Origin of the sequence: Kitasatospora sp. NPDC096128 (assembly GCF_040303105.1) — a bacterium.
Classification (GTDB): domain Bacteria; phylum Actinomycetota; class Actinomycetes; order Streptomycetales; family Streptomycetaceae; genus Kitasatospora.
Window position 1 is genome coordinate 60,360 of record NZ_JBEOSP010000007.1, and the last position, 22,187, is coordinate 82,546.

20 protein-coding genes and 2 riboswitches are annotated in these 22,187 nt (G+C 71.1%); of the genes, 8 read left to right on the plus strand and 12 right to left on the minus strand.

The window, feature by feature from the left end; genetic code table 11:
- Window positions 1-50 precede the first annotated feature (50 nt).
- The 5 genes from ABTY61_RS10420 to ABTY61_RS10440 form a co-directional block, all read right to left on the minus strand.
- Complete coding sequence (locus tag ABTY61_RS10420) at window positions 51-1,097, minus strand: C40 family peptidase (RefSeq protein WP_350504547.1); 1,047 nt, start codon at window positions 1,095-1,097, stop codon at window positions 51-53.
- A 227-nt stretch (window positions 1,098-1,324) separates the two neighbouring features.
- Entirely contained in the window at window positions 1,325-2,437 is a 1,113-nt protein-coding gene (locus tag ABTY61_RS10425) for an NlpC/P60 family protein (protein ID WP_350504548.1), read from the minus strand.
- 10 nt (window positions 2,438-2,447) lie between these two features.
- Window positions 2,448-2,602: riboswitch (cyclic di-AMP (ydaO/yuaA leader) on the minus strand.
- Window positions 2,603-2,940: 338 nt separating this feature from the next.
- Window positions 2,941-3,975, minus strand: a complete 1,035-nt coding sequence (locus ABTY61_RS10430; protein WP_350504549.1) for a C40 family peptidase — start codon at window positions 3,973-3,975, stop codon at window positions 2,941-2,943.
- 201 nt (window positions 3,976-4,176) lie between these two features.
- Entirely contained in the window at window positions 4,177-5,490 is a 1,314-nt protein-coding gene (locus ABTY61_RS10435) for an NYN domain-containing protein (RefSeq protein ID WP_350504550.1), read from the minus strand.
- A gap of 278 nt (window positions 5,491-5,768) precedes the next feature.
- On the minus strand, window positions 5,769-6,032 hold the full coding sequence (locus ABTY61_RS10440) for a hypothetical protein (RefSeq protein WP_350504551.1): 264 nt from the start codon (window positions 6,030-6,032) through the stop codon (window positions 5,769-5,771).
- A gap of 227 nt (window positions 6,033-6,259) precedes the next feature.
- Here ABTY61_RS10440 and ABTY61_RS10445 point away from each other — a divergent pair, with 227 nt between their 5' ends.
- The gene (locus tag ABTY61_RS10445) at window positions 6,260-7,042 is read left to right on the plus strand and encodes a rhomboid family intramembrane serine protease (RefSeq protein ID WP_350504552.1); all 783 of its coding nucleotides are present in this window, start codon (window positions 6,260-6,262) and stop codon (window positions 7,040-7,042) included.
- 41 nt (window positions 7,043-7,083) lie between these two features.
- On the plus strand, window positions 7,084-7,365 hold the full coding sequence (locus ABTY61_RS10450; RefSeq protein ID WP_030240061.1) for an Lrp/AsnC ligand binding domain-containing protein: 282 nt from the start codon (window positions 7,084-7,086) through the stop codon (window positions 7,363-7,365).
- Between the two features lie 3 nt (window positions 7,366-7,368).
- Here ABTY61_RS10450 and ABTY61_RS10455 read toward each other — a convergent pair whose 3' ends face one another.
- From ABTY61_RS10455 to ABTY61_RS10465, 3 genes are all read right to left on the minus strand, one after another.
- On the minus strand, window positions 7,369-8,733 hold the full coding sequence (locus ABTY61_RS10455; RefSeq protein WP_350504553.1) for an aminotransferase class V-fold PLP-dependent enzyme: 1,365 nt from the start codon (window positions 8,731-8,733) through the stop codon (window positions 7,369-7,371).
- Between the two features lie 52 nt (window positions 8,734-8,785).
- Window positions 8,786-8,903: riboswitch (SAM riboswitch) on the minus strand.
- A 178-nt stretch (window positions 8,904-9,081) separates the two neighbouring features.
- Window positions 9,082-10,158 carry an anthranilate phosphoribosyltransferase gene (gene trpD / locus ABTY61_RS10460; protein ID WP_350504554.1) on the minus strand — a complete coding sequence of 359 codons (1,077 nt, stop codon included), beginning with the start codon at window positions 10,156-10,158 and terminating at the stop codon, window positions 9,082-9,084.
- 120 nt (window positions 10,159-10,278) lie between these two features.
- The gene (locus ABTY61_RS10465) at window positions 10,279-10,704 is read right to left on the minus strand and encodes a response regulator (RefSeq protein ID WP_188303996.1); all 426 of its coding nucleotides are present in this window, start codon (window positions 10,702-10,704) and stop codon (window positions 10,279-10,281) included.
- A gap of 396 nt (window positions 10,705-11,100) precedes the next feature.
- Here ABTY61_RS10465 and ctaE point away from each other — a divergent pair, with 396 nt between their 5' ends.
- The 5 genes from ctaE (at window position 11,101) to ABTY61_RS10490 (ending at window position 15,948) form a co-directional block, all read left to right on the plus strand.
- Window positions 11,101-11,721, plus strand: a complete 621-nt coding sequence (gene ctaE / locus ABTY61_RS10470) for an aa3-type cytochrome oxidase subunit III (RefSeq protein ID WP_350504555.1) — start codon at window positions 11,101-11,103, stop codon at window positions 11,719-11,721.
- A 187-nt stretch (window positions 11,722-11,908) separates the two neighbouring features.
- Window positions 11,909-12,718 (plus strand): cytochrome bc1 complex diheme cytochrome c subunit, encoded by an 810-nt coding sequence (gene qcrC, locus ABTY61_RS10475; RefSeq protein ID WP_350504556.1) that lies wholly within the window; start codon window positions 11,909-11,911, stop codon window positions 12,716-12,718.
- 8 nt (window positions 12,719-12,726) lie between these two features.
- Window positions 12,727-13,779, plus strand: coding sequence for a cytochrome bc1 complex Rieske iron-sulfur subunit (gene qcrA, locus ABTY61_RS10480; RefSeq protein ID WP_350504557.1), 1,053 nt, complete (start codon window positions 12,727-12,729; stop codon window positions 13,777-13,779).
- Complete coding sequence (gene qcrB / locus ABTY61_RS10485) at window positions 13,776-15,434, plus strand: cytochrome bc1 complex cytochrome b subunit (protein ID WP_350504558.1); 1,659 nt, start codon at window positions 13,776-13,778, stop codon at window positions 15,432-15,434. Before qcrA ends, qcrB begins: the two co-directional genes overlap by 4 nt.
- A 142-nt stretch (window positions 15,435-15,576) precedes the next feature.
- Window positions 15,577-15,948: a GntR family transcriptional regulator gene (locus ABTY61_RS10490; protein ID WP_350504559.1), complete on the plus strand. Its 372-nt coding sequence runs from the start codon at window positions 15,577-15,579 to the stop codon at window positions 15,946-15,948.
- Here ABTY61_RS10490 and ABTY61_RS10495 read toward each other — a convergent pair.
- The 4 genes from ABTY61_RS10495 to ctaC form a co-directional block, all read right to left on the minus strand.
- Window positions 15,945-17,201 carry a L,D-transpeptidase gene (locus tag ABTY61_RS10495; protein WP_350504560.1) on the minus strand — a complete coding sequence of 419 codons (1,257 nt, stop codon included), beginning with the start codon at window positions 17,199-17,201 and terminating at the stop codon, window positions 15,945-15,947. The genes ABTY61_RS10490 and ABTY61_RS10495 overlap by 4 nt on opposite strands.
- A gap of 176 nt (window positions 17,202-17,377) precedes the next feature.
- Window positions 17,378-17,800, minus strand: coding sequence for a cytochrome c oxidase subunit 4 (locus ABTY61_RS10500; RefSeq protein ID WP_350504561.1), 423 nt, complete (start codon window positions 17,798-17,800; stop codon window positions 17,378-17,380).
- On the minus strand, window positions 17,800-19,575 hold the full coding sequence (ctaD, locus tag ABTY61_RS10505; RefSeq protein WP_350504562.1) for an aa3-type cytochrome oxidase subunit I: 1,776 nt from the start codon (window positions 19,573-19,575) through the stop codon (window positions 17,800-17,802). Before ctaD ends, ABTY61_RS10500 begins: the two co-directional genes overlap by 1 nt.
- Window positions 19,572-20,426, minus strand: coding sequence for an aa3-type cytochrome oxidase subunit II (gene ctaC, locus ABTY61_RS10510; RefSeq protein WP_350504563.1), 855 nt, complete (start codon window positions 20,424-20,426; stop codon window positions 19,572-19,574). The genes ctaD and ctaC overlap by 4 nt, the downstream gene beginning before the upstream one ends.
- Before the next feature lie 369 nt (window positions 20,427-20,795).
- On the opposite strand from ctaC, the gene ABTY61_RS10515 reads away from it, so the two are divergent.
- On the plus strand, window positions 20,796-22,187 hold the full coding sequence (locus ABTY61_RS10515; RefSeq protein ID WP_350504564.1) for a cysteine desulfurase/sulfurtransferase TusA family protein: 1,392 nt from the start codon (window positions 20,796-20,798) through the stop codon (window positions 22,185-22,187).

Genomic DNA, 22,187 nt, shown 5'->3' on the forward strand with positions numbered 1-22,187 from the left:
GCGGGCCGGGTCTATCGGGTGGGGGCCGTCGGACCCGGGGGGCGTGGCGCTCAGAGCCGGACCACCCCGGAGACCGGCATCGCGTTGACGCTCTCGTACCGGACCTTGGCGCCGGGGTACGGGGCGTGCACCATCACGCCGCCGCCAGCGTACATCCCGACGTGGTGCATGTCCCGGTAGAAGATCACCAGGTCTCCCGGCCGTGCTTCGGAGAGGCTGATCCGCTGCCCGGCGTACGCCTGGGCCTGCGAGGTCCGCGGCAGGGTCACTCCGGCCTGCCGCCAGCTGTAGTACATCAGACCGGAGCAGTCGAAGGCACGGGGTCCGGTGGATCCGTAGACGTAGGGCGAGCCGACCATCCGCACGGCGGCGGCCAGCGCGGCCGCCCCGCGCTCGGAGGCGGCCGGGGCGTTGCCGAGGTCCAGCCGGTCGGTGCCGCGGGTGGCCCGCTGCTCGGCCTCCCGGGCGTCCTGGGCGACCATCCTGTTCCGCTCGGCGGCGCCCAGGCTGTTGAGCAGCTTCTGCGCCGTGGCGAGGCGCTGCTGGATCTGCTGCTTGTTCTCGGCGAGCGAGCGGCGGGCCTCGTCCAGTTCGGCGAGCTTGGCGGCGGTCTCGGTGCGGCGCTGGTCGAGCCGGCGCTGACGGGTGACCAGCTCGTGCAGGGTCTCCTGCTGGCGTTCGGCGGCCTGGCCCAGGGTCCGGGCGCGGTTGAGGTAGGCCTCGGGGTCGGTGGAGAGCATCAGCTGGGCGGTCTGGGCCATCCCGCCGCCCCGGTACTCGGCCCCGGCCACCGTGGCGAGGTCGGCGCGCAGCTGGTTGAGCTGGTCCTGGGCGGCGGCGACCTCGCCCTGGAGGGCGGTGGTCTCGCCGAGCAGCCGCTTCTGTGCCTCCTGCGCGGCGTTGTACTTCTCCGAGGCCTGCTCGGCCTCGTCGTACAGCTGCTCGACCTGGGCCTTGACGTCCTTGCGGTCGGGCGTGTCGGGAGCCCCGGGGGCGGCCTGGGCGCTGCCGGCGGTCGCCACGCCCAGGGCCGTGGTGGCGGCCGCGGTCAGTACCAGCGCACGGGCGAGCAGTTGGGAACGACGGTGCACGGGCATGGCGGCAGCGGCTCCAGTCCTGCGGCGCGGCCCCGCGGCCGCGCCCCGGTGGGCGGCCGTCGAGCGGGAGTCCGGTGGCAGACGTTAGCGAGTCCGGGCAAGCGAGTCCAAACCCCTACCGACCCGAATATTTGACCTCTATTCGGACATTCGGTCGATCAGCCGGAAAAGCCGCAGGCCCGGCCCTCCGTGACGGAGGACCGGGCCAGTGAACACCTGGGCGGGGATCAGACCCGCACGATGGAGGACAGCGGCATGTTGGAGACGGCCTCGTAGCGCACCGACGCACCCGGCTTGGGAGCGTGCAGCACCTGGCCGTTGCCCGCGTAGATGCCGACGTGGTGGGCGTCGCCGTAGAAGATCAGCATGTCGCCGGGCTGGGCCTGGGAGATGTCCGAGCCGATCCGGGTGCCGGCGCCGGCCTGCTCCTGCGAGGTGCGCGGCAGCGACACACCCGCCTGGTTGAACGCCCAGACCATCAGGCCGGAGCAGTCGAAGGAGCCGGGGCCGGTGGCGCCCCAGACGTACGGGCTGCCGATCTTGGTGGCGGCGGCGGCCAGTGCGGCGGCGCCGTGCGAGCTGCCCGGGGCGATCTTGACCGGTGCGGCGGTGGAGCCCGAGCCGAGGTCGCTGCGGCTGCTGTCGCGGGAGGCGCGGTCCGGGGTGGCGGGCTTGGCGGCGGCGGCCTTCGCGGCGGCGTCGGCGGCGGCCTTGTCCTCGGCGGCCTTGATGGCCTGGCGCTCCTGCTCGGTCAGCGTGTTGAGCAGGTCCTGGGCGGCCTTCAGCTTGTTCTGGACCTCGTCCTTGGAGGCCTTCAGCTGCTGGGTCGTGGACTCCAGCTCGGCGAGCTTGCCCTGGGCCTCGGTACGGTCCTGGTCCAGCTTGCGCTGCTGCTCCTGGAGCTGCTTCAGCTGGTTCTTCTGGGTGCTGCCGGCCTGGTTCAGCGCACCGGCCTGGTTCAGGAAGTTGTCCGGCGTGGAGGAGAACATCAGCTGGACGGTCGGGGATATGCCCCCGTTGCGGTACTGCTCGCCCGCGATCTCGGCGAGGCCGCCCTGCAGGTCGGTCACCTGCGCCTGCTGCCGGGCCACCTGGTCCTGCATGCCGGAGACCTGCTTCTCCAGCTCCTGCTGCTTCTCCTGAGCGGCGTTGTACTTCTCGGTCGCCTGCTCGGCCTGCTCGTTGAGCTGGTCGACCTGCTCCTTGACCTGGTCCTTGGTCGGCTGCGGGTCGGCGTGCGCGCCGGACTGCGCGGACAGGGCGACGGCCGCGGCGGCGAAGCCGGTCATGATCGAGACGCGGGCACGGCTGGCGGGCTTGGGACGACGATGGGACGCCACGAAGGCGGACTCCTTCTTCCTACGGCCGCCTACCGGGTGAGCTGACGGGTTCGGGCCGGAAGCATGCCCTACGACGCCTCACCGGCCTCACCTACGGCCGACCTGGCGCCGATTCACCCCGGAGGAACGTGGTTCCCCGGCTCCGCTCCGCAGCACCCCCGACTACTGGGCTCCCCTGTCGGGCAGTCGCTTCGACCTGCCCCGCTGTTTCGCGAACTCGACGGTAACCACCGCCGCCACCCAGGCTGGGTGATCGACAGTGCGGTGGTTCGGAGCACGACCCTAGTAACTGAACCGTGATCCGTTCAAATCCTTGTCAGAAAAAAGACGGAAGATTACCCATGTTCTTTTGTGAAAATGACTGATGGTGATCGCCGCCGCACGCAAAGCTGATCGACTCTCACCGTCCGGCCGCGAAAGAGGCGAACCCGAAGCGCCACCCCCGACCGGAGGTGGCGCGGATCACAGGGCCGGAACCGGCCCCTCGGGGAGGTGCCGGACCGTCAGATCCGGCGGATCGTGTTGATCGGCATCGCGTCGGCCTTCATCACCTTCACCACGTCACCGGTGTGCGGCGCGTGGACCACCATGCCGTTGCCGATGTACATCGCGACGTGGTGCATGTCGTTGCCGTAGACCACCAGGTCGCCCGGCTGGGCGGTGGAGAGCGTCACGGCGGTCCCGATGTGGCCCTGCTCCTGCGAGGTGCGCGGCAGCGAGACGCCGGCCTGGCCGTACGCCCAGACCATCAGGCCCGAGCAGTCGAAGGTGCTGGACCCGGTGGCGCCCCACACGTACGGCGAGCCCTGCTTGCTCATCGCCTTGGCCACGGCCACGGCCGCGTAGCCGCTGGCCGGCGGCAGATTGCCGAGGTCGACCCGGTCGGCGCCGCGCGAGGCGCGGTCGTCCTGCTGCTGCTGGGCCCGCAGGGCCGCCCGGTCGGCGGCGCTGAGCGAGTTCAGCAGGTCCTGGGCGGCCTTCAGCTTGGTGTTGACGTCCGTCTTGGCCTGGTTCAGGTCCTTGGTGGTGGAGTCCAGCGAGGCCAGCACGGCGGCCGCCTCGGCCTTCTCCTGGTCCAGCCGGCGCTGCTGGTCGAGCAGGCCCTTGAGCGCCTCGGTCTGGGTGGTGCTGGCCTGCTGGACGCTCGACGCCTTGTCCAGGTAGCCGGACGGGTCGGAGGAGAGCATCAGCTGGACGGACGGGTCGATGCCGCCGGTGCGGTACTGCTCGCCCGCGACCTGGGCCAGGCCCACCTGCAGCTGGCTCATCTGGTCCTGGCTGCGGGCCACCTGGTCCTGCAGCTGGTCGGCCTGCTTGCGGAGCTGGTCGGCCCGCTCCTTGGCGCCGTTGTACTTCTCGGCCGCCTGCTCCTGTTCCTGCTGGAGCTGGTCGATCTGCGCCTTGACGTCGCTCTTGTTCGGCTGCGGGGCAGCGTGCGCGGCGACCTGGGCGGAGAGGGCGACCGCGGTCGCAGCAGCCGCGGTGAGCACGGAGACCCGCGCGCGGCTCGGCTGCTTGGGACGGCGGTGGGAGGCCAAGGGACCGGCTCCTTCTTCCAACGGACTCACCCGATCAGGTGAGATTCCGGAAAATAGGTTTGACGCCAGACCCTAGTGAAGATCTATCCGTTTTGCCACTCCCCCGAAGGCGTGAACTCCGGGTTCTCCCACTGACTTCACCGGATCCGCACACCCGCGCCGGAGCCGCATTGACCTGCCGTCACGCCGTTCGCCCCCGGTTCAGGGCCTGGCCAGCCGGTTCAGCAGCAGCACCGAGGCCACGGGGCGCGCACCCGCCTTCCGCACGCCCTCCGCGACCTCCCGGTCGGTGGAGACCACCACCACCGGACGGCCCTGCGGCTCGGCCCGGACCAGACGGCGGATCAACTCGTCCGCGGTCTCGCCGGTCCGACTGAACCGTACCCGCACCCCGCGCGGCGGCGCCATGATGACCGGGACGTCCAGGTCCTGCCCGTCGAACACACAGGTGACCTCCGCCTGGGTGCGCTGGGCCAGCATCGCCAGCCCGCCCAGCAGCCGGATCCGCTGCTGCTCCAGCGGCAGCGCCGGGTAGCCGGTCTTGGTCACGTTGTAGCCGTCCACCACCAGGTGCACCTGCGGGATCGCCAGCAGCTGGTCCAGCAGCGCCGGATCGTCCTCGGCCAGACCGCGCCGGGCCACGTCGTGCGGCGAGGCCGACCCCGGCACCACCGCCTCCACCAGGTCCGCCGGGCGGATCTGGGAGACCGGCAGCGCCAGCTCGCGCTGCAGGCCCTGGGCCGACTGCAACACGGTGTCCAGCAGTAGCCGCAGCCGCATGTCCTCGACGCTGCGCCCCTCCCGCGCCGAGCGGCGGCCCTGCTCGACCGCGGTCTCCAGCTCGGACACCCGGTGCCGCAGCCGCCGCGCCTCGGACTCGGCCGCACTGCGCTCACCCGTGGCCTGCGCCTTCGCCGCCTCCAGCTCCCCGGTCACCCGCCGGGTCTCGGCCTGCGCCCGCCGGGTGTCGCTCTCCAGCGACCGGACCTTCTTGCGCAGCGACTCGGCCTCCCGCCGGACGCCCTCGAACTCCGCCCGCTGGCGGTCCAGGTCCGCCCGCGCCGCGGCCCGCACCTCGGCCAGCTCGGCCTGCAGCTTCTCCACCAGCCGGGTGGCCTCCGCCGCCGCGTCCTCGGCGCCGGCCCGCTCGGCCTCCTCACCGGCCTCGGCGACCAGCCGGCTCCAGCCGGCCGAGCGCACCAGGTAGGCAGCGGCCGCGACGTCCATCGGATCGGCGGCGCCGGGGACGGTGCCCGACTCCAGCGCCTTCACCAGGTCCGGCTGGCCCAACCGCAGCCGCTCCGCTATCCGCACCCGGAAGGCCGGTTCGGACTCCAGCGCCGCCGCCAGCGCGGTGGCCGCGTACTTGGCCCGCCGCGCGGGGGTGAACTTGACGTACTGCCGCAGGCTCTGCGGCAGCTCACCGGGCGGCAGCCCGCCGAGCGCGTCCGAGGCCAGCCCGACCACCCGTCGGCGCACCCCTTCGGGCAGCGGCCGGTCCAGCTTCTCGGTCACCCGCTCCGCGCCGGCACCGGCCGGGGCCGCGCCGGGGTCCCCCGGGAGGGCGGTCTCGGACGGGACCGGCTCGGCGGCCGGCTCCGGTGCCGGCGCAGCGGGCTGAAGCCCCTGCGCTTCGCCGGGCTCCCTCGCTGCGTCCACCACGTCCTCGGCTCCGATCCTGGTCCAGCGGGTACGGCCGCGGCCGCCCCTGTCGTCACGCTCCGTGCGTCTTGTCTGTATTGTCCCGTGCGGTGGGCGGACGCGTCGCGCACCGCCCACCCGCACCGGAGGGGTCAGCCCTGCGCGGCGGGGGCCTCCGCGCCCTCGGCGCCCGGACGGGCCACCAGCTCGACCTGGTCCACCGCGTTGCACCAGCGGCAGCGCACCGACTCGACGGTCTCGCTGTGCACCTCGGTCTCCTCGACCTTGGATTCGCCGGCCAGGTCGAAGTGCAGGAACTCGGTCACCCGTGCGGTACGGGTGACGTCGAAGCGGGTGAGGTTGCCGCACAGCGTGCAGCGCCAGCGCGTCTCGGCGGTCAGTGCGGGGACGGTCATCGGGGGGTCCTCTCGGCTGGTCCCTTGGCGGGCTAGGCGCTCCCCCGGAGCCCCGGCGTCGGCGGCGGGAGGCGGGATTGCCCGGCCCAAGCCTATTGCCTGGGGCAACCGCCAGGACCACCGGTCAGCTGAGATGACCGGAGCCCGTCCCGACCGCCGGAGGGCCAGTAGTCCACCTGCCGTAAACCGCCGTGTCACCTGCCGCGCCCGGAGGGATGCTTGGCCGCATGGCGCTCGCGGCCCCCGACCACACCGACGCCCGGGGCGGCCGCCCGGCGCTGCCGGCCCCGGCGGTCACCTACGCCCTGATCGCGGTCAACACGCTGGTCTTCCTGCTCGGCCCGGCGGCCGGCCTCAACCCCCTGTACGGCACCGGCCAGGCCCGGATCTGCGCCGAACAGCGGTACGAGCAGCGCTGGGGCGCCGTCCCCGCCGAGCTGCTGACCGGCCGCCCGCTGACCGCCGACCAGCTGGCCGAGGCCCCCGACCCGGTCCCCGGCTGCCCCGCCGCCCCCACCCCGGGCAAGCACCCGGCCGTCTCCGCCCTCTCCGGCCTCTTCCTGCACGCCGGCTGGCTGCACCTGCTGGGCAACCTGCTCTTCCTGCACGTCTTCGGCCCCACCGTCGAACGCCGGGTCGGCCGGGCCAGGTACCTCCTCTTCTACCTGGCCGCCGGCAGCCTCGCCTCGTACGGCTTCGCGCTCGCCGAGGCGCACTCGCCCGACTCCACCCGGGTCCTGATCGGCGCCTCGGGCGCGATCTCCGCCGTGCTCGGCGCCTACCTGCGCTTCCACCCGCGGGCCCGGGTGACCACCCTCGTGCCGCTGCTCCTCTTCCTCCCGCTGCGCTTCCCGGCCTGGCTGGTGCTCGGCCTCTGGTTCACGCTGCAGTGGTGGTCGGTGCACTCGGCCGGGCCGGGGGTGGCCTACCTGGTGCACGTGATCGGCTTCTCGGCCGGCTTCCTGTACGCCTGCACCGTGGTCGGCCATCCCCCGAGACGGCCCGGCTGAGGCCCGATACGCTGGCCGCACCCCAAGAAGGAGCCCGAACTGTGATCACCGCCATCGTCCTGATCAAGACCAGCGTCGACCGCATCCCGGAGATCGCCGAGGCCATCGCCGCGATCGAGGGGGTCAGCGAGGTGTACTCGGTGACGGGCGGCTACGACCTGGTCGCGATGGTCCGGGTGCGCCGCCACGACGACCTGGCCGAGGTCATCCCGGGCCGGCTCAACAAGGTCCCGGGGGTGGCCCACACCGAGACCCAGATCGCCTTCCGCACCTACTCCCAGCACGACCTGGAAGCCGCCTTCGCCCTCGGCCTGGACGAATAGGTCTCAGCCCTCGCGGCGCGTGTCGGCGACGCAACGGCCGCCCTCGTTGCGGTAGTTCCACGCCGCGCCGTCCGAGACCAGCTCGCGGACCGCGGCCAGGAAGCGCTCGACGTGCTCGTCCGGGGTGCCGGCCCCGAAGCTCACCCGGATCGCGTTCAGGCTGCGCTCGCCCGGCAGCGAGGGCTCGGGCGCCCCGCACTCCGACGGCGCCACGTCCTCGTCCCCGAGCAGGGTGCGCACCAGCGGGTGGGCGCAGAACAGCCCGTCGCGCACGCCGATGCCGTACTCGGCGGACAGCGCGGCCGAGAAGTGCGAGCTGTTCCAGCCGCGGACGACGAAGGACAGCACGCCCACCCGGGCCGAGCCGGTGCCGAACAGGTTCAGCACCCGGACCTCCGGGATCTCCGCCAGGCCCTCCGTCAGCCGGTCGACCAGCTGCCGCTCCCGGGCCTCCAGCGCGTCGAAGCCGGCCTCGGTGAGCGCCCGACAGGCCGAGGCGATCGCGTAGGCGCCGATGACGTTCGGCGAACCGGCCTCGTGCCGGGCCGGACCGGTGTGCCACTGCACCGCCACCGAGCCGTCCAGCTCCCGGGCCACCGTGCGGGTCGCGCCGCCGCCGGCCAGGTACGGCTCCGCCGCGTCCAGCCAGTCCGACCGACCGGCCAGCACCCCGGCGCCGAACGGCGCGTACAGCTTGTGGCCGGAGAAGGCGATCCAGTCGACGTCCAGCCCGCGCACCGACACCCGGTGGTGCGGGGCCAGCTGGGCGGCGTCCAGCACCACCCGGGCGCCGTACCGGTGCGCCGTCCCGGTCAGCTCGGCGACCGGCCACAGCTCGCCGGTCACGTTGGAGGCGCCGGTGACGCACAGCAGCTTCGGGCCCTCCGGCGCCGCGGCCAGCGCGGCCTCCAGCGCGGCCACCGCCTCGGCCCGCGAACGCGGCGCGCGCAGGTAGTCGACCTCCAGCCCGGCGTGCGCCCAGGGCAGCAGCGAGGCGTGGTGCTCGGTCTCGAAGGCGAACACCCGGGTGCCGGCCGGGACGGCGGAGGCCAGCAGGTTGAGCGAGTCGGTGGTGGCGCGGGTGAAGACCACCTGGTCGCCCTCACGCAGGTCGAGGAACTCGGCGACGGTCCGGCGGCTCTGCTCGAACAGGTCGGTGGACAGCTGCGAGAGGTACCCGGCGCCGCGGTGCACGCTGCCGTAGTACGGGGCGTAGGCGGCGACGTCGTCCCACACCCGCTGGAGCGCCGGCGCGCTGGCCGCGTAGTCGAGCGCCGCGTAACCGACCTTGTCGCCGCTGGCGAGCGGCACCTGGACGTCGTGGCCGAGGACGGCGAGCGGGGCGGTGGTGCCGAGGGAAAGGGACATGGGGATGCACTCCTTCACGGGGTAAGGGACCCCGGGAGTGCTGATCGTCCGGTGTCCGCGCTTGTCGCGCGGACGAATTGCCCGGCGACCCGGTCCTCACCCAGGGCACCCCGCCACGGACGGAGGGTTGCCGGACAGCCAGCTGGGGCTTGGCGCTGTCACTCATGACCTGGCGAAGACTCTAGGTCGGGTACGTCAGACGGTCAAACAGGCATCCACCATCCGGACAGCACTGTCAACCGCTCGCCTCCGGGGTACTCCGACCCGGCACCGGCGCGCCCCTTCGGCTCGGGGCGGGCAGCCGAGTGGCCCGCACCGGCGAACCGGCACGGGCCCTCAACTACCGCCTCAGCTCCGGCTGGTGGCCTCCGACCAGCGCCGCAGCAGGTCCTGCGCCCGGCCCGAGTCGATCGCCTCGGCCGCCCGCGCCATGCCCGCCGCGAGCTGCTCCGCCAGCGGGGCGTCGCCCAGGTCGAGCGCGACCAGCGCCGCCGCCGTGTTCAGCAGGACGGCGTCCCGCACCGGCCCGCGCTCCCCGGCCAGCAGTCGGCGGGCGACCTCCGCGTTGTACGCGGCGTCGGCCCCGCGCAGCGCCTCGATGCCGACCAGCTCGATGCCGACGTCCCGCGGGTCGAAGGAGGTCTCGGTGACCACGCCGTCGCGCACGACCCAGACCCGCGAGGTGGTGGTGATGGTCAGTTCGTCCAGCCCGTCGTCACCGCGGAACACCAGGGCCGTCGCCCCGCGCCGGGCGAGCACCCCGGCGATCAGCCCGGCGAGCCGGGTGTCGAAGCAGCCGATCGCGTGCGAGGTGACCTTCGCCGGATTGGTCAGCGGGCCGAGGATGTTGAAGGCGGTGGGCACCCCGAGGTCGCGCCGCGCGGTGGCGGCGTGCCGCATGGAGGGGTGGAACTTCGCCGCGAAGCAGAAGGTGAGCCCGACCTCCTCGGCCACCTGGGCCACCCGCCGGGAGGACAGGTCCAGCGCCACCCCGAGCTTCTCCAGCACGTCCGAGGACCCGCTCGACGAGGAGGCCGCCCGGTTGCCGTGCTTGACCACCTTGGCCCCGGCCGCCGCGGCGACGATCGCCGACATGGTCGAGATGTTGACGGTCTTCGCCCGGTCGCCGCCGGTGCCGACGATGTCGACCGCCGGGCCGGGGATGTCCAGCGGCTCGGCGTGCTCGTACATCGCGTCCACCAGGCCGGCGATCTCGTCCACCGTCTCGCCCTTGGCCCGCAGCGCCACCATGAACCCGGCCACCTGGACGGGGGACGCCTCGCCGCTCATGATCCGGTCCATCGCCCACGCGGTGGACGAGCGGTCGAGGTCCTCCCCCTTCAACAGAGCCGCCAGGAGGTCCGGCCAGGTGCGGACCACCTGCGCGGGGTCGGTACCACCGTTCGCAGGGTTCACGTTCACCATGGCTGACTCCAGCTGTTGTCGGTTCCCCCGCACCGGGGGGACGTCCGTACGGATGGAGCCAGCCTATCGAGCGGCGGGGTGCCTACGGCGCTGTCTTCTCTACTACTGAGACGGCACCGCTCAACGCGTGGCCGGGGCCCGCTTGGCCAGCCGGGCCCGCAGCAGGGTGGCGACCGCCTCGGCCAGCGCCACCGGGTCCACCGGGCGGGAGATCGCGGCATCGGCCCGGCTCCAGGCGGCGAGCCAGGAGTCCTGCGGCCGCCCGATCAGCACCAGCACCGGCGGGCACCCGTAGATCTCGTCCTTGAGCTGGCGCCCGAGGCCGAGGCCGCCGGCCGGCACCGCCTCGCCGTCCAGCACGCAGAGGTCGACGCCGCCTTTCTCCAACGCCTTGAGCACCGCGGGGGTGGTCGCGCATTCGAGGTACGACAGCTCCGGAAGATCCTCGGCGGGGCGACGGCCGAGCGCCGTCAGCACCTGCTCGCGGGTGTTGCGGTCGTCGCTGTAGACGAGGACGGTGAGCGTCTCGTCGGTCGTGTACGCCATGGGCCCTGCTCCCTCAAGTGTGATCCGGACCACGTTCACCTGGTCCGGATGCTACTCCCGTTTCCCCCGTCGCCGGTCCCCCTCGCGCACGTTGCCGCTCAAGCCGCCGCGCCAGTGGCTCACCCGCTCGGAGGACGGCCCGTCACCCAAGCTCCCCCGGTCCACCCGGACGGCCCATGCGGCGTCCCGTCCCCTACTCCACGGCACTGGGCCGACCGTGCAACGACGCGCCGGGCAACGGGCTGGCGGGCCCCGCCGAGGAACCGTCAGAAAAGGGACACGCCGCTGCTCAGCCCTCGTTCGGACACCCCGTCGCCCCTCAGGGGGGCATACCGCACGCACCGGACACTCCGAGGGACACCCCCCGACGTGAAGACGGAATAAGGGACCGACATAATGTCCGTCGTGGCGACAGCAACAGCAACAGAAACCGGGCACGCGCACGGATCGGTCAATCGACCGAACATGGTCAGCGTCGGAACGATCGTCTGGCTCAGTTCCGAGCTGATGTTCTTCGCGGCCCTCTTCGCGATGTACTTCACGCTCCGCTCCGTCAAGGGAGCCGAGTTCTGGGCCGAGAAGGCGCACGCCCTCAACGTGACGTTCTCCTCGATCAACACGACCATCCTGGTGCTCTCCTCGCTCACCTGCCAGCTCGGCGTGTTCGCCGCCGAGCGCGGTGACGTGAAGAAGCTCCGCGGGTGGTTCAGCCTCACGTTCTTCATGGGCGCGATCTTCATCGGCGGGCAGGTCTACGAGTACACCGAGCTGGTCAAGAACGACGGCCTCTCGCTGTCCTCGGACCCGTACGGCACGGTGTTCTACCTGACCACCGGCTTCCACGGTCTGCACGTGACGGGCGGTCTGATCGCCTTCCTGCTGGTCCTGGGACGGACGTACGCAGCCAAGCGCTTCACGCACGAGCAGGCCACCGCCGCGATCGTCGTGTCCTACTACTGGCACTTCGTCGACGTCGTGTGGATCGGCCTGTTCGCGACCATCTACCTGATCAAGTAACCAGCTGATCAGGTCGCTGGCCACCGGCAGCGGCCCCCGCCCTCACCGGCGACGGGCCGCTTCTGCCGGTGCCGACGCTCCCACCGACCGACCGCGCGCGCAGCCTTGGACAGGCAGCCTCGTGCCGGCCAGACCGGCCGCCGGGTGCACCCACCAGTCGACCAGATCCTGACACCGGGGTTATTCCGTGAAAAAGCTCTCCGCACGACGGCGCCACCCATTGGCGGCGCTGGTCGTCCTACTTCTCGCCCTGGCGGCAACCGGGGGGCTGTACGCCGCGTTCGCGCCCGCCGACAAGGCGCAGGCCGACGTCGCCGCGCAGTCGCTCGCGATCGATGAGGGCAAGAAGCTCTTCGCCGTGGGCTGCTCCTCCTGCCACGGCCTGAACGGCCAGGGCAGCAGCGACGGTCCGAGCCTGGTCGGCGTGGGCTCCGCGGCCGTCGACTTCCAGGTCGGCACCGGTCGCATGCCGGCCCAGCAGCCCGGCGCCCAGGTGCCGCGCAAGAAGGCCATCTACACCCAGGGCGAGATCGACCAGCTCGCCGCGTTCGTCCAGTCGCTCGGACCCGGCCCGATCACGCCGGACGCGAAGCAGTACACCTCGACCAACCCGGACGACATCTCCAAGGGTGGCGAGCTGTTCCGCACCAACTGCGCCCAGTGCCACAACTTCGCCGGCCAGGGCGGTGCCCTGACCAAGGGCAAGTACGCCCCGTCGCTGGAGGGCGTGGACGCCAAGCACATCTACGAGGCCATGCAGACCGGCCCGCAGAACATGCCGTCGTTCCCGGACAGCACCATGCCCGAGGAGCAGAAGAAGCAGATCGTGGCCTTCGTCCGCCACACCACCAACGATGAGCCCAACCCCGGCGGTCTCACCCTGGGCAGCCTCGGTCCGGTGACCGAGGGTCTGTTCGGCTGGATCTTCGGCCTCGGCACGCTCATCGCGGTCGCGATCTGGGTCGCCGCCCACACCACCAAGGCCAAGAAGTCATGAGCCACGACATGTCAGAAGAGAAGCTCCCGGAGCCGCACGGCTCCGCCGGCGAGGTGGCCGACCACGGCAACCCGTTCGCCGACCCGGGCCTGCCGGCCCACGAGCCCCGGCGCACCGACATCGACGAGCGGGCCGCCAAGCGCGCCGAGCGCCAGGTCTCGCTGATGTTCGTGGTCTCGATGCTCGCGACGATCGGCTTCATCGCCTCGTACGTGGCGATCGACCCGGACAAGATCGTCTACATCTTCCCGCTGGGTCACGTCAGCGCGCTGAACTTCGCGCTCGGCCTGACCCTGGGCGTCGCGCTGTTCATGATCGGCGCGGGCGCGGTCCACTGGGCCCGCACCCTGATGTCGGACGTCGAACTGCCGGCCGAGCGTCACCCGATCGAGGCCTCCGACGAGGTCCGCAACGACGTCATCGACCAGTTCAAGACCGGTGCCGCCGAGTCCGGCTTCGGTCGGCGCAAGATGATCCGCAACACCCTCATCGGGTCGATGGCGCTGGTCCCGCTCTCCGGCGTGGTCCTGCTCCGCGACCTGGGCCCGCTGCCGGAGAAGAAGCTGAAGGAGACGGGCTGGAGGGAGGCCACCCCGGCCAAGCCGCTGCAGCTCGTCAACATGAGCACCATGCAGCCGATGAAGCCCGAGGACCTCGTCATCGGCTCGCTGACCTTCGCGATGCCGGAGGGTCTCACCACCCACGACGAGGACTTCCAGCAGCGCATCGCCAAGGACGCCCTGATGCTGGTGCGCATCGCGCCGGAGGACATCAAGGACGACAAGTCCAAGGAGCTGGGCTTCGAGGGCATCCTCGCCTACTCCAAGATCTGCACCCACGTCGGCTGCCCGATCAGCCTGTACGAGCAGCAGACCCACCACGCGCTCTGCCCCTGCCACCAGTCGACCTTCGACCTGGCCGACGGCGCGCGCGTCATCTTCGGCCCGGCCGGCCACCCGCTGCCGCAGCTGAAGATCACCACTGACGACAAGGGCAACCTGGTCGCCACCGGCGACTTCGAGAAGCCCGTCGGCCCGAGCTACTGGGAGCGTGCTCGATGAGTAGCGCGAGCAGCACCAAGACCGGTGCCGCCAAGCCCTCCAGCACGCGAGCAAACCCCGCCAACAAGTGGGAGTCCGCGGCTGACTGGACGGACGGCCGGCTGGGGATCTACTCCCTCGCCAAGGCCAACCTGCGCAAGATCTTCCCGGACCACTGGTCCTTCATGCTGGGCGAGATCTGCCTCTACACCTTCGTCATCATCATCCTGACCGGTGTCTACCTGACGCTGTTCTTCAAGCCGTCGATGGCCGAGGTCGTCTACAACGGCTCGTACGTGCCGCTCAAGGGCATCGGGATGTCCGAGGCGTACGCCTCGACGGTGGACATCAGCTTCGAGATCCGCGGCGGTCTGCTGATCCGCCAGATCCACCACTGGGCCGCCCTGGTCTTCGTGGCCGCGATGCTCGTGCACATGATGCGCGTGTTCTTCACGGGCGCGTTCCGCAAGCCGCGCGAGATCAACTGGGTCTTCGGCTTCCTGCTGCTGGTCCTCGGCATGTTCGACGGCTTCTTCGGCTACTCGCTGCCGGACGACCTGCTGTCGGGCACCGGTATCCGCTTCATGGAAGGCGCGATCCTCGCGGTCCCGCTGGTCGGCACCTACGTCCAGATGTTCCTGTTCGGGGGCGAGTTCCCCGGCCACGACATCGTGCCGCGCTTCTTCACCATCCACGTCCTGCTGATCCCGGGCATCATGCTCGGTCTGCTGGTCGCGCACCTGATCCTGGTCTTCTACCACAAGCACACCCAGTGGGCGGGTCCGGGCAAGACCGAGAAGAACGTCGTCGGCATGCCGCTGATGCCGGTCTACATGGCCAAGGCCGGTGGCTTCTTCTTCCTGGTCTTCGGCATCATCGCCGCCATCTCCGCGATCGCCACGATCAACCCGATCTGGGCCTACGGCCCGTACCGTCCGGACCAGGTGTCGACCGACGCCCAGCCCGACTGGTACATGGGCTTCTCCGAGGGCCTGATCCGCGTCATGCCGGGCTGGGAGATCAGCCTGTGGGGCCACACCCTGAACCTGGGTGTCTTCGTCCCGCTGATGATCTTCCCGCTGGTCCTGGTCGCGATCGCGGTCTACCCGTTCATCGAGGGCTGGATCACCGGCGACAAGCGCGAGCACCACATCCTGGACCGCCCGCGCAACGCCCCGGTCCGCACCGCCCTGGGTGCCGCCTGGATCAGCCTGTACCTGGTGCTGCTGGTCGGTGGTGGCAACGACCTGTTCGCCACCCACCTGCACCTGTCGATCAACTCGATCACCTACTTCGTGCGCGCCGGCTTCTTCGTGGTGCCGGTCATCACCTTCATCGTCACCAAGCGCTGGTGCCTCGGCCTCCAGCGCCGCGACAAGGAGAAGGTGCTGCACGGCCGCGAGACCGGTGTCATCAAGCGCCTGCCGCACGGTGAGTTCATCGAGGTGCACGCCCAGCTGCCGGCGAAGGACCTGCACACGCTCACGGCGCACGAGCAGAACCAGCCGGTCGAGCTGCCGGCCCAGACGGACGAGAACGGCGTGGCCCGCAAGGCCGGCGCCCTCACCCGCACCCGGGCCAAGCTCTCCCGCGGCTTCTACGGCGAGGGCAGCCAGATCCCCAAGCCCACCGCCGAGGAGCACCACGAGATCACCAGCGGCCACGGCCACCACTGATCCCGTAGGCACCCCGCGTCACCCCGAGGGCCGCTGACCAGAGTTCATCTGGTCAGCGGCCCTCGGCCTTTGCCCGTCCGCCAGTGCCCATCTGCCAGTGCCCATCCGCCAGCCCCGCACCCGCCGCCTCCAGGAGCCACCCGTGCAGCTGTCCGTCGACCCCGCCGCCGCCACTCCCCCGTACGAGCAGATCCGCGCCCAGATCGCCGAGGGGGCCCGCTCCGGCGAGCTGCCGACCGGGCTGCGGCTGCCCACCGTCCGGGCCCTCGCCGAGGAGCTGGGGCTGGCCGCCGGGACGGTCGCCCGGGCCTACAAGGAGTTGGAGGCGGACGGCGTGGTGGAGACCCACGGCCGCCGCGGCACCCTGATCGCCGCCGCCGGGGACACCGCCCACCGGCTGGCCGCCGAGGCCGCCGCCGAGTACGCCGAGCGGGCGAGCCGCCTGGGCCTGTCCCACCCGGACGCCCTGGCCGCCGTGGTCACCGCCCTGGGCCTGGCCTACCCGGGGGCCTAGACCTCCGGCCGCATCATCCCGGCGGCAGGGGCCTGGCCGGCCGGGACGGTGGTGCTGAGGGGCTGTCCGAGGGCGCTGTGCTTGACCCAGTCCGTCCAGGAGACGTTCCAGTCCCCGAAGCCGTTGCCGAAGGGCTCCATGGTGGCGCCGCGGCTGTTCACCACCGTCACCAGGTCCCCCACCCGGGTGTTGTCGTAGAACCACTTCGCGTTGTCGGTGCTCATCCCGGTGCAGCCGTGGCTGACGTTCTCGTAGCCCTGCGAGCCGACCGACCAGGGCGCCGCGTGGACGTACTCGCCGCTCCAGGTCACCCGGGTGGCCCACTGCACGTCGAGGTCGTACGACTCGGAACTGCCGGCCGATATGCCGATGGTCTCGCCGTTCATCCGGACCGACCGCTCCTGGCCGAGCACCACCTTGATGCCGTTGCGGGTGTCGAAGCCGGGCTTGCCGGTGGTGACCGGGATGCTCCGGACCACCTCGCCGTCACGCTTGAGGGTGAGCTCGTGGGCGCCCGCGTCGATCACCGACTCGACCCGGGCGCCGATCCGCAGCTTCAGCGCGCTGCGGTCGCCGCCGTAGAGGCCGTCCGAGATCCGGCTGCCGGTGCCGTCGAAGGCCAGCGCGACCGTCGTACCGGTCGGCCAGTAGTCCTCCGGGCGGAAGTGCAGGTTCTTGTCGTCCACCCAGTACCAGGAGCCGGTGACGGCGGGCTGGGAGGTCACCGTCAGCACGCGCTCGACCTCCTGGCGGGCCTGGGGGTCCTTCACCGCCTCGGAGAGCTGCACGGTGAGCGGCTGGCCCACCCCGTAGACGCCGCTGCCGGAGGAGTCCGGGCCGAGCTTGGCGGTGAGCAGGCGCTGGGCGGCCAGGGTGCTGAAGTTCTGGGTGGTGTCACCGCGCCCGTTGCGGCCGTCGTCGGCGGAGATCCGGACGGCGTACGCGGTGTTCGCCTTGAGCCGGCCGGTGGTCTGCCAGCTGTGCTGGTCGTCGGCGAGCCGGCCGGCCACCACCCGGCCGTCCGGGTCGACCACCGTGACGTCGGTGAGCCGGCTGCCCGCCACCGCGGTGACGGTGACCGGCTTGGAGGGGTCGACCTTCCCCTCGGCCGAGAGGTGGACCAACGGGCCCGCGTCGATCCGGTGCGGGCCGGCGGACTCGTCGTCGCCGGACGAGCAGGCGGCCAGCGGGGCCAGTACTGCCAGCGCCAGCGTGATGCTGCCGATGCCTGCGATTCCGCGCCTGTCGGCCATGACCGCCTCCGAGGGGTTCGCACAATTCGCACGATTGATCAGATCGTAGGAACGGCCTGGATCGAGCGACATTCGAGCGAGCCTCCGTTGACCCGGGTGGGTGAGGCGGTCACCCGGGACGCAGCAGGGCCGGCCCTCCCTTGCGGGAGGACCGGCCCTGTCGCCGGAGGCGGAACCTACTGGTTCTGGTTCTCGCCCCGGTAGAACTCGAAGACCCATCCGAAGATGCCGATCAGGATGATCGGGGCGGCCCAGAACATCAGCCACCAGCCGAAGATCACGCCCAGGAAGGCGAGCGCGCCACCGAGCGCCAGCGAGAGCGGCTGCCAGCTGTGCGGGGCGAAGAAGCCCAGCTCGCCGGCGTCGTCCGCGACCTCGGCCTCGGGGTTGTCACCCGCGCCGCTGTCCACCCGGCGGGCGGTGAAGGCGAGGTAGTACCCGATGAAGGCGCAGAGGCCGAAGGCCAGGAACAGCGCGGTGGTACCGGCGGCCTCCAGGCCCGGGCCGTTGCTCGCGTGGCTGGTCCACAGGCCGTACGTGATGGCCATCGCCAGCACGAAGACCGACAGGCCAAGGAAGATCTTTCCCTGTTCCTTCATCAGGCGTCACCCTCCTGCTTGCCCTTGCCCAGCTTCGGAGCGTCGTACTTCGCCGGGGTCACACCGGCGAGGTGCTTGGCCGGCTCGCCGTGGTTCTCCAGGTAGTCCAGCGCGGCGATCTCCGGGTGGTGGAGGTCGAACGCCGGGGATTCGGAGCGGATCCGGGGCAGGGTGAGGAAGTTGTGCCGCGGCGGCGGGCAGGAGGTCGCCCACTCCAGGGAGCGGCCGAAGCCCCACGGGTCGTCCGCGGTGACCTTCTCACCGTACTTGGCGGTCTTCCAGACGTTGTAGAGGAACGGCAGGATCGACAGGCCGAGCACGAAGGAGCCGATGGTCGAGACGGTGTTCAGGGTGGTGAAGCCGTCCGAGGCCAGGTAGTCGGCGTAGCGGCGGGGCATGCCCTCCGCGCCGAGCCAGTGCTGCACCAGGAAGGTGGTGTGGAAGCCGAAGAACAGCGTCCAGAAGGTGATCTTGCCGAGGCGCTCGTCCAGCATCTTGCCGGTCATCTTCGGCCACCAGAAGTGGAAGCCGGCGAACATCGCGAAGACGACGGTGCCGAAGACCACGTAGTGGAAGTGGGCGACGACGAAGTACGAGTCCGAGACGTGGAAGTCGATCGGCGGCGAGGCCAGCAGGACACCGGTCAGACCACCGAAGAGGAAGGTGACCAGGAAGCCCACCGTCCAGAGCATCGGCGTCTCGAAGCTCAGCGAGCCCTTCCACATGGTGCCGACCCAGTTGAAGAACTTCACACCGGTCGGGACCGCGATCAGGAAGGTCATGAAGGAGAAGAACGGCAGCAGTACCTGTCCGGTGACGTACATGTGGTGCGCCCACACCGTCACGGACAGACCGGCGATCGCGATGGTGGCCGCGATCAGGCCGGAGTAGCCGAACATCGGCTTGCGGCTGAAGACCGGGATGATCTCCGACACGATGCCGAAGAACGGCAGCGCGATGATGTACACCTCGGGGTGGCCGAAGAACCAGAACAGGTGCTGCCACAGCATCGCCCCGCCGTTGGCGGGATCGAACACGTGGGCCCCGAACTTGCGGTCCGCCTCCAGGGCGAACAGCGCGGCGGCCAGCACCGGGAAGGCCAGCAGGACCAGCACCGAGGTCAGCAGGACGTTCCAGACGAAGATCGACATCCGGAACATCGTCATGCCCGGAGCGCGCATGCAGATGATCGTGGTGATGAAGTTGACCGCGCCGAGGATCGTGCCGAAGCCGGAGAAGGCCAGACCCATGATCCACATGTCGCCGCCGACGCCGGGCGAGTGCACCGCGTCCGACAGCGGGGAGTAGGCGAACCAGCCGAAGTCGGCGGCGCCGTTCGGGGTCAGGAAGCCGCAGACCGCGATCGACGAGCCGAAGAGGTACAGCCAGTACGCGAACATGTTCAGACGCGGGAAGGCCACGTCCGGGGCGCCGATCTGGAGCGGCATGATCCAGTTCGCGAAGCCCGCGAACAGCGGCGTCGCGAACATCAGCAGCATGATCGTGCCGTGCATCGTGAACGCCTGGTTGAACTGCTCGTTCGACAGGATCTGGGTCCCGGGACGAGCCAGCTCGGCGCGCATGACCAGGGCGAGGATGCCGCCGATCAGGAAGAAGGCGAACGACGTGCCCAGGTACAGGGTGCCGATCGTCTTGTGGTCCGTGGTGGTCAGCCACTTGATGATGGTCGAACCCGGCTTGCGGGTCCGCTGCGCCCCGACCGTGACGGCCTCGGCGCCCCCGCCGGCCGCGGCGGGCTCGTTGAGGATGGTCACTTCTCTTCACTTCCCATGCTGATGAGGCCGGAAGGCACCGCACCGTTCTGGCCCTTGGCGCGGAGCTCGGCCAAGTGCTTGTCGTAGTCGGCGCGGTCGACGACCTTGACGTTGAACAGCATGCGCGAGTGGTCGACGCCGCAGAGCTCGGCGCACTTGCCCATGTAGTCACCCTTGACGGTCGGGGTGACCTCGAACTTGTTCACCACGCCCGGGACGACGTCCATCTTCATCATGAAGTTGACGGGCCAGAAGTCGTGGATGACGTCACGAGAGGTGAGCCGGAACTGCACCGTCTCGTTGACCGGCAGCCAGAGCGTCGGAGCGTCCTTGGGCGTACCGACTTCGTACGCGGCGTCCTTGTTGGCCGGGTCGGGGGTCTCGGTGTTCTCGTAGTTGAACGCCCAGCTCCACTGGAAACCGACCACGTTGACGTAGTGCTGCGGCTTCGCGGAGACGGAGGTCAGCTTCGACTCGTCGCGGGCGACGAAGTAGAAGAGGACCGAGACGATGATGATGGGGACCGCGGTGTAGAGCGCCTCGATGGGCACGTTGTACCGGGTCTGCGGGGGGATCTCCACGCCGGTGCGCTTGCGCCGGTGGAAGATCACGCTCCAGATGATCAGACCCCACATCAGTACGCCGACCACCAGCGCCGCGATCCAGGAGCCCTGCCACATCTGGAGGACCATGGGTCCTTCCTTCGTGACCGGACTCGGGAGGCCAAGCCTGGGGAGGTCGTTGGCCGAGCAGCCGGTGGCGGTCGCGATGACGAGGCCCAGTGCCAGCGCCTGAGGCAGCTTCCGCCGCATCGTGCGCCGCGGCGAGCGGTCGGAGCCGTTGGGACTCACGTAGCGCCTTCCCGAAGTCTCGCCCGCCTTCGCGTCGCACCGGGAGGGGAGTGTGAGCCCCTCCGGCGACCCGTCCACGGGCACGGTTTGAATGCTTATGCGGGCCAAACCCTACTCCAGCCTTATGCGCTCCTGACGGGCAGCCCCCGGTAACGCGCCGCCCGGTCGCCCGATCAGGCCCGGCAGGCGCTGCGCCGCAGGTCATCCTAGGCATTCGAGGTCCTTACGCCCGATCGGGGGATGACCTCGAACAACGCGGGTGACGGCCCGTCGGTACCGGACGAAGCGGACATTCGGGGTGATCGACTGACGGCCGGTGAGCTGTTCGGACCGCGTCGCCCGGCGCCGGGTGTGTCGTTAAATGTGACCGTGTACTTCGACGTGGCCTCGACGGCCCCTCTGCACCCCGTCGCACGGCAGGCCCTGACCGCCGCCCTGGACGAGGGCTGGGCCGACCCGGCCCGGCTGTACCGCTCCGGCCGGCAGGCCCGGATGCTGCTGGACGCCGCCCGCGAGACGGTCGCCGCCGTCCTGGGCGCGCGGCCCGACGAGATCTCCTTCACCGCGAGCGGGACGCAGGCCGTCCAACTCGGCCTGCTGGGCGCCCTGGCCGGGAACCGGCGGCGCGGCGGGCACCTGGTGCACTCCGCGGTGGAGCACTCCAGCGTGCTGCACGTCGCCGAGCGCCGGGAAGCCGAGGGCGGCGAGGTCTCGGTCGCCCCGGTGGACCGCACCGGACGGGTGGACCCGCAGGCCTTCGGCGCCCTGCTCCGGACCGACACCGCGCTGGCCGCGCTGCAGAGCGCCAACCACGAGGTGGGCACCGTCCAGCCGGTCGCCGAGGTCGCCGGGCTGTGCGCCGAGGCCGGGGTGCCGCTGCTGGTCGACGCCGCGCAGAGCGTCGGACGGGTGGACGTCCCGGCGGGCTGGTCGCTGCTGACCGCGAGCGCCCACAAGTGGGGCGGGCCGCCCGGGGTCGGGATCCTCGCCGTGCGCAAGGGCGTCCGGTACGCCTCCCCGCTGCCGGCCGACGAGCGCGAGGGCGGCCGGGTGCCCGGCTACGTCAACGTCCCGGCGATCGTGGCCGCGGCCGCGTCGCTGCGCGCCGTACGGGCCGAGGCCGAGCGGGAGAACGCCCGGCTGCACGCGCTGGTGGAGCGGATCCGCAGCCGGGTCCCGCAGGCGGTGCCCGAGGTCGAGGTGGTCGGCGACCCGGTACGGCGGCTGCCGCACCTCGTCACCTTCTCCTGCCTGTACGTGGACGGCGAGGTGCTGCTCACCGAGCTGGACCGGGCCGGCTTCGCGGTCTCCTCCGGTTCCTCCTGCACCTCCTCCACCCTGACGCCGAGCCACGTGCTGGCCGCGATGGGGGTGCTCACCGAGGGCAACGTCCGGGTCTCGCTGCCGTACGGGACGGCCGAGGCCGACGTGGAGCGCTTCCTCACCGTGCTGCCGGACGTGGTCGCCGGGGTCCGGGCGCCGCTCGGCTTGGACCTGCCCGCGCCGGTGAGCGCCCCGGAGTCGCTGCTGGTCATCGATGCCCTGGGCAAGCGGTGCCCGCTGCCGGTCATCGAGCTGGCGAAGCGGATCGGCGAGGTGCCGGTGGGCGGCACCGTCGCGGTGCTGGCGGACGACGAGGCGGCCCGGCTGGACATCCCGGCCTGGTGCGGGATGCGCGGTCAGGAGTACGCGGGCGAGGCCCCGGCCGCCGACTACGGCGGCGACCGGGGCGCGGCCTACCTGGTGCTGCGCCGCTCCTGA

What these genes read in the sequence shown, in the direction of transcription:
- ABTY61_RS10420 (WP_350504547.1), bottom strand. Translation starts at nt 1,097, where the DNA reads ATGCCCGTGCACCGTCGTTCCCAACTGCTCGCCCGTGCGCTGGTACTG.
- ABTY61_RS10440 (WP_350504551.1), bottom strand. Translation starts at nt 6,032, where the DNA reads ATGACCGTCCCCGCACTGACCGCCGAGACGCGCTGGCGCTGCACGCTG.
- ABTY61_RS10445 (WP_350504552.1), top strand. Translation starts at nt 6,260, where the DNA reads ATGGCGCTCGCGGCCCCCGACCACACCGACGCCCGGGGCGGCCGCCCG.
- ABTY61_RS10455 (WP_350504553.1), bottom strand. Translation starts at nt 8,733, where the DNA reads ATGTCCCTTTCCCTCGGCACCACCGCCCCGCTCGCCGTCCTCGGCCAC.
- trpD (WP_350504554.1), bottom strand. Translation starts at nt 10,158, where the DNA reads ATGGTGAACGTGAACCCTGCGAACGGTGGTACCGACCCCGCGCAGGTG.
- ABTY61_RS10465 (WP_188303996.1), bottom strand. Translation starts at nt 10,704, where the DNA reads ATGGCGTACACGACCGACGAGACGCTCACCGTCCTCGTCTACAGCGAC.
- ctaE (WP_350504555.1), top strand. Translation starts at nt 11,101, where the DNA reads ATGTCCGTCGTGGCGACAGCAACAGCAACAGAAACCGGGCACGCGCAC.
- qcrA (WP_350504557.1), top strand. Translation starts at nt 12,727, where the DNA reads ATGTCAGAAGAGAAGCTCCCGGAGCCGCACGGCTCCGCCGGCGAGGTG.
- qcrB (WP_350504558.1), top strand. Translation starts at nt 13,776, where the DNA reads ATGAGTAGCGCGAGCAGCACCAAGACCGGTGCCGCCAAGCCCTCCAGC.
- ABTY61_RS10495 (WP_350504560.1), bottom strand. Translation starts at nt 17,201, where the DNA reads ATGGCCGACAGGCGCGGAATCGCAGGCATCGGCAGCATCACGCTGGCG.
- ABTY61_RS10500 (WP_350504561.1), bottom strand. Translation starts at nt 17,800, where the DNA reads ATGAAGGAACAGGGAAAGATCTTCCTTGGCCTGTCGGTCTTCGTGCTG.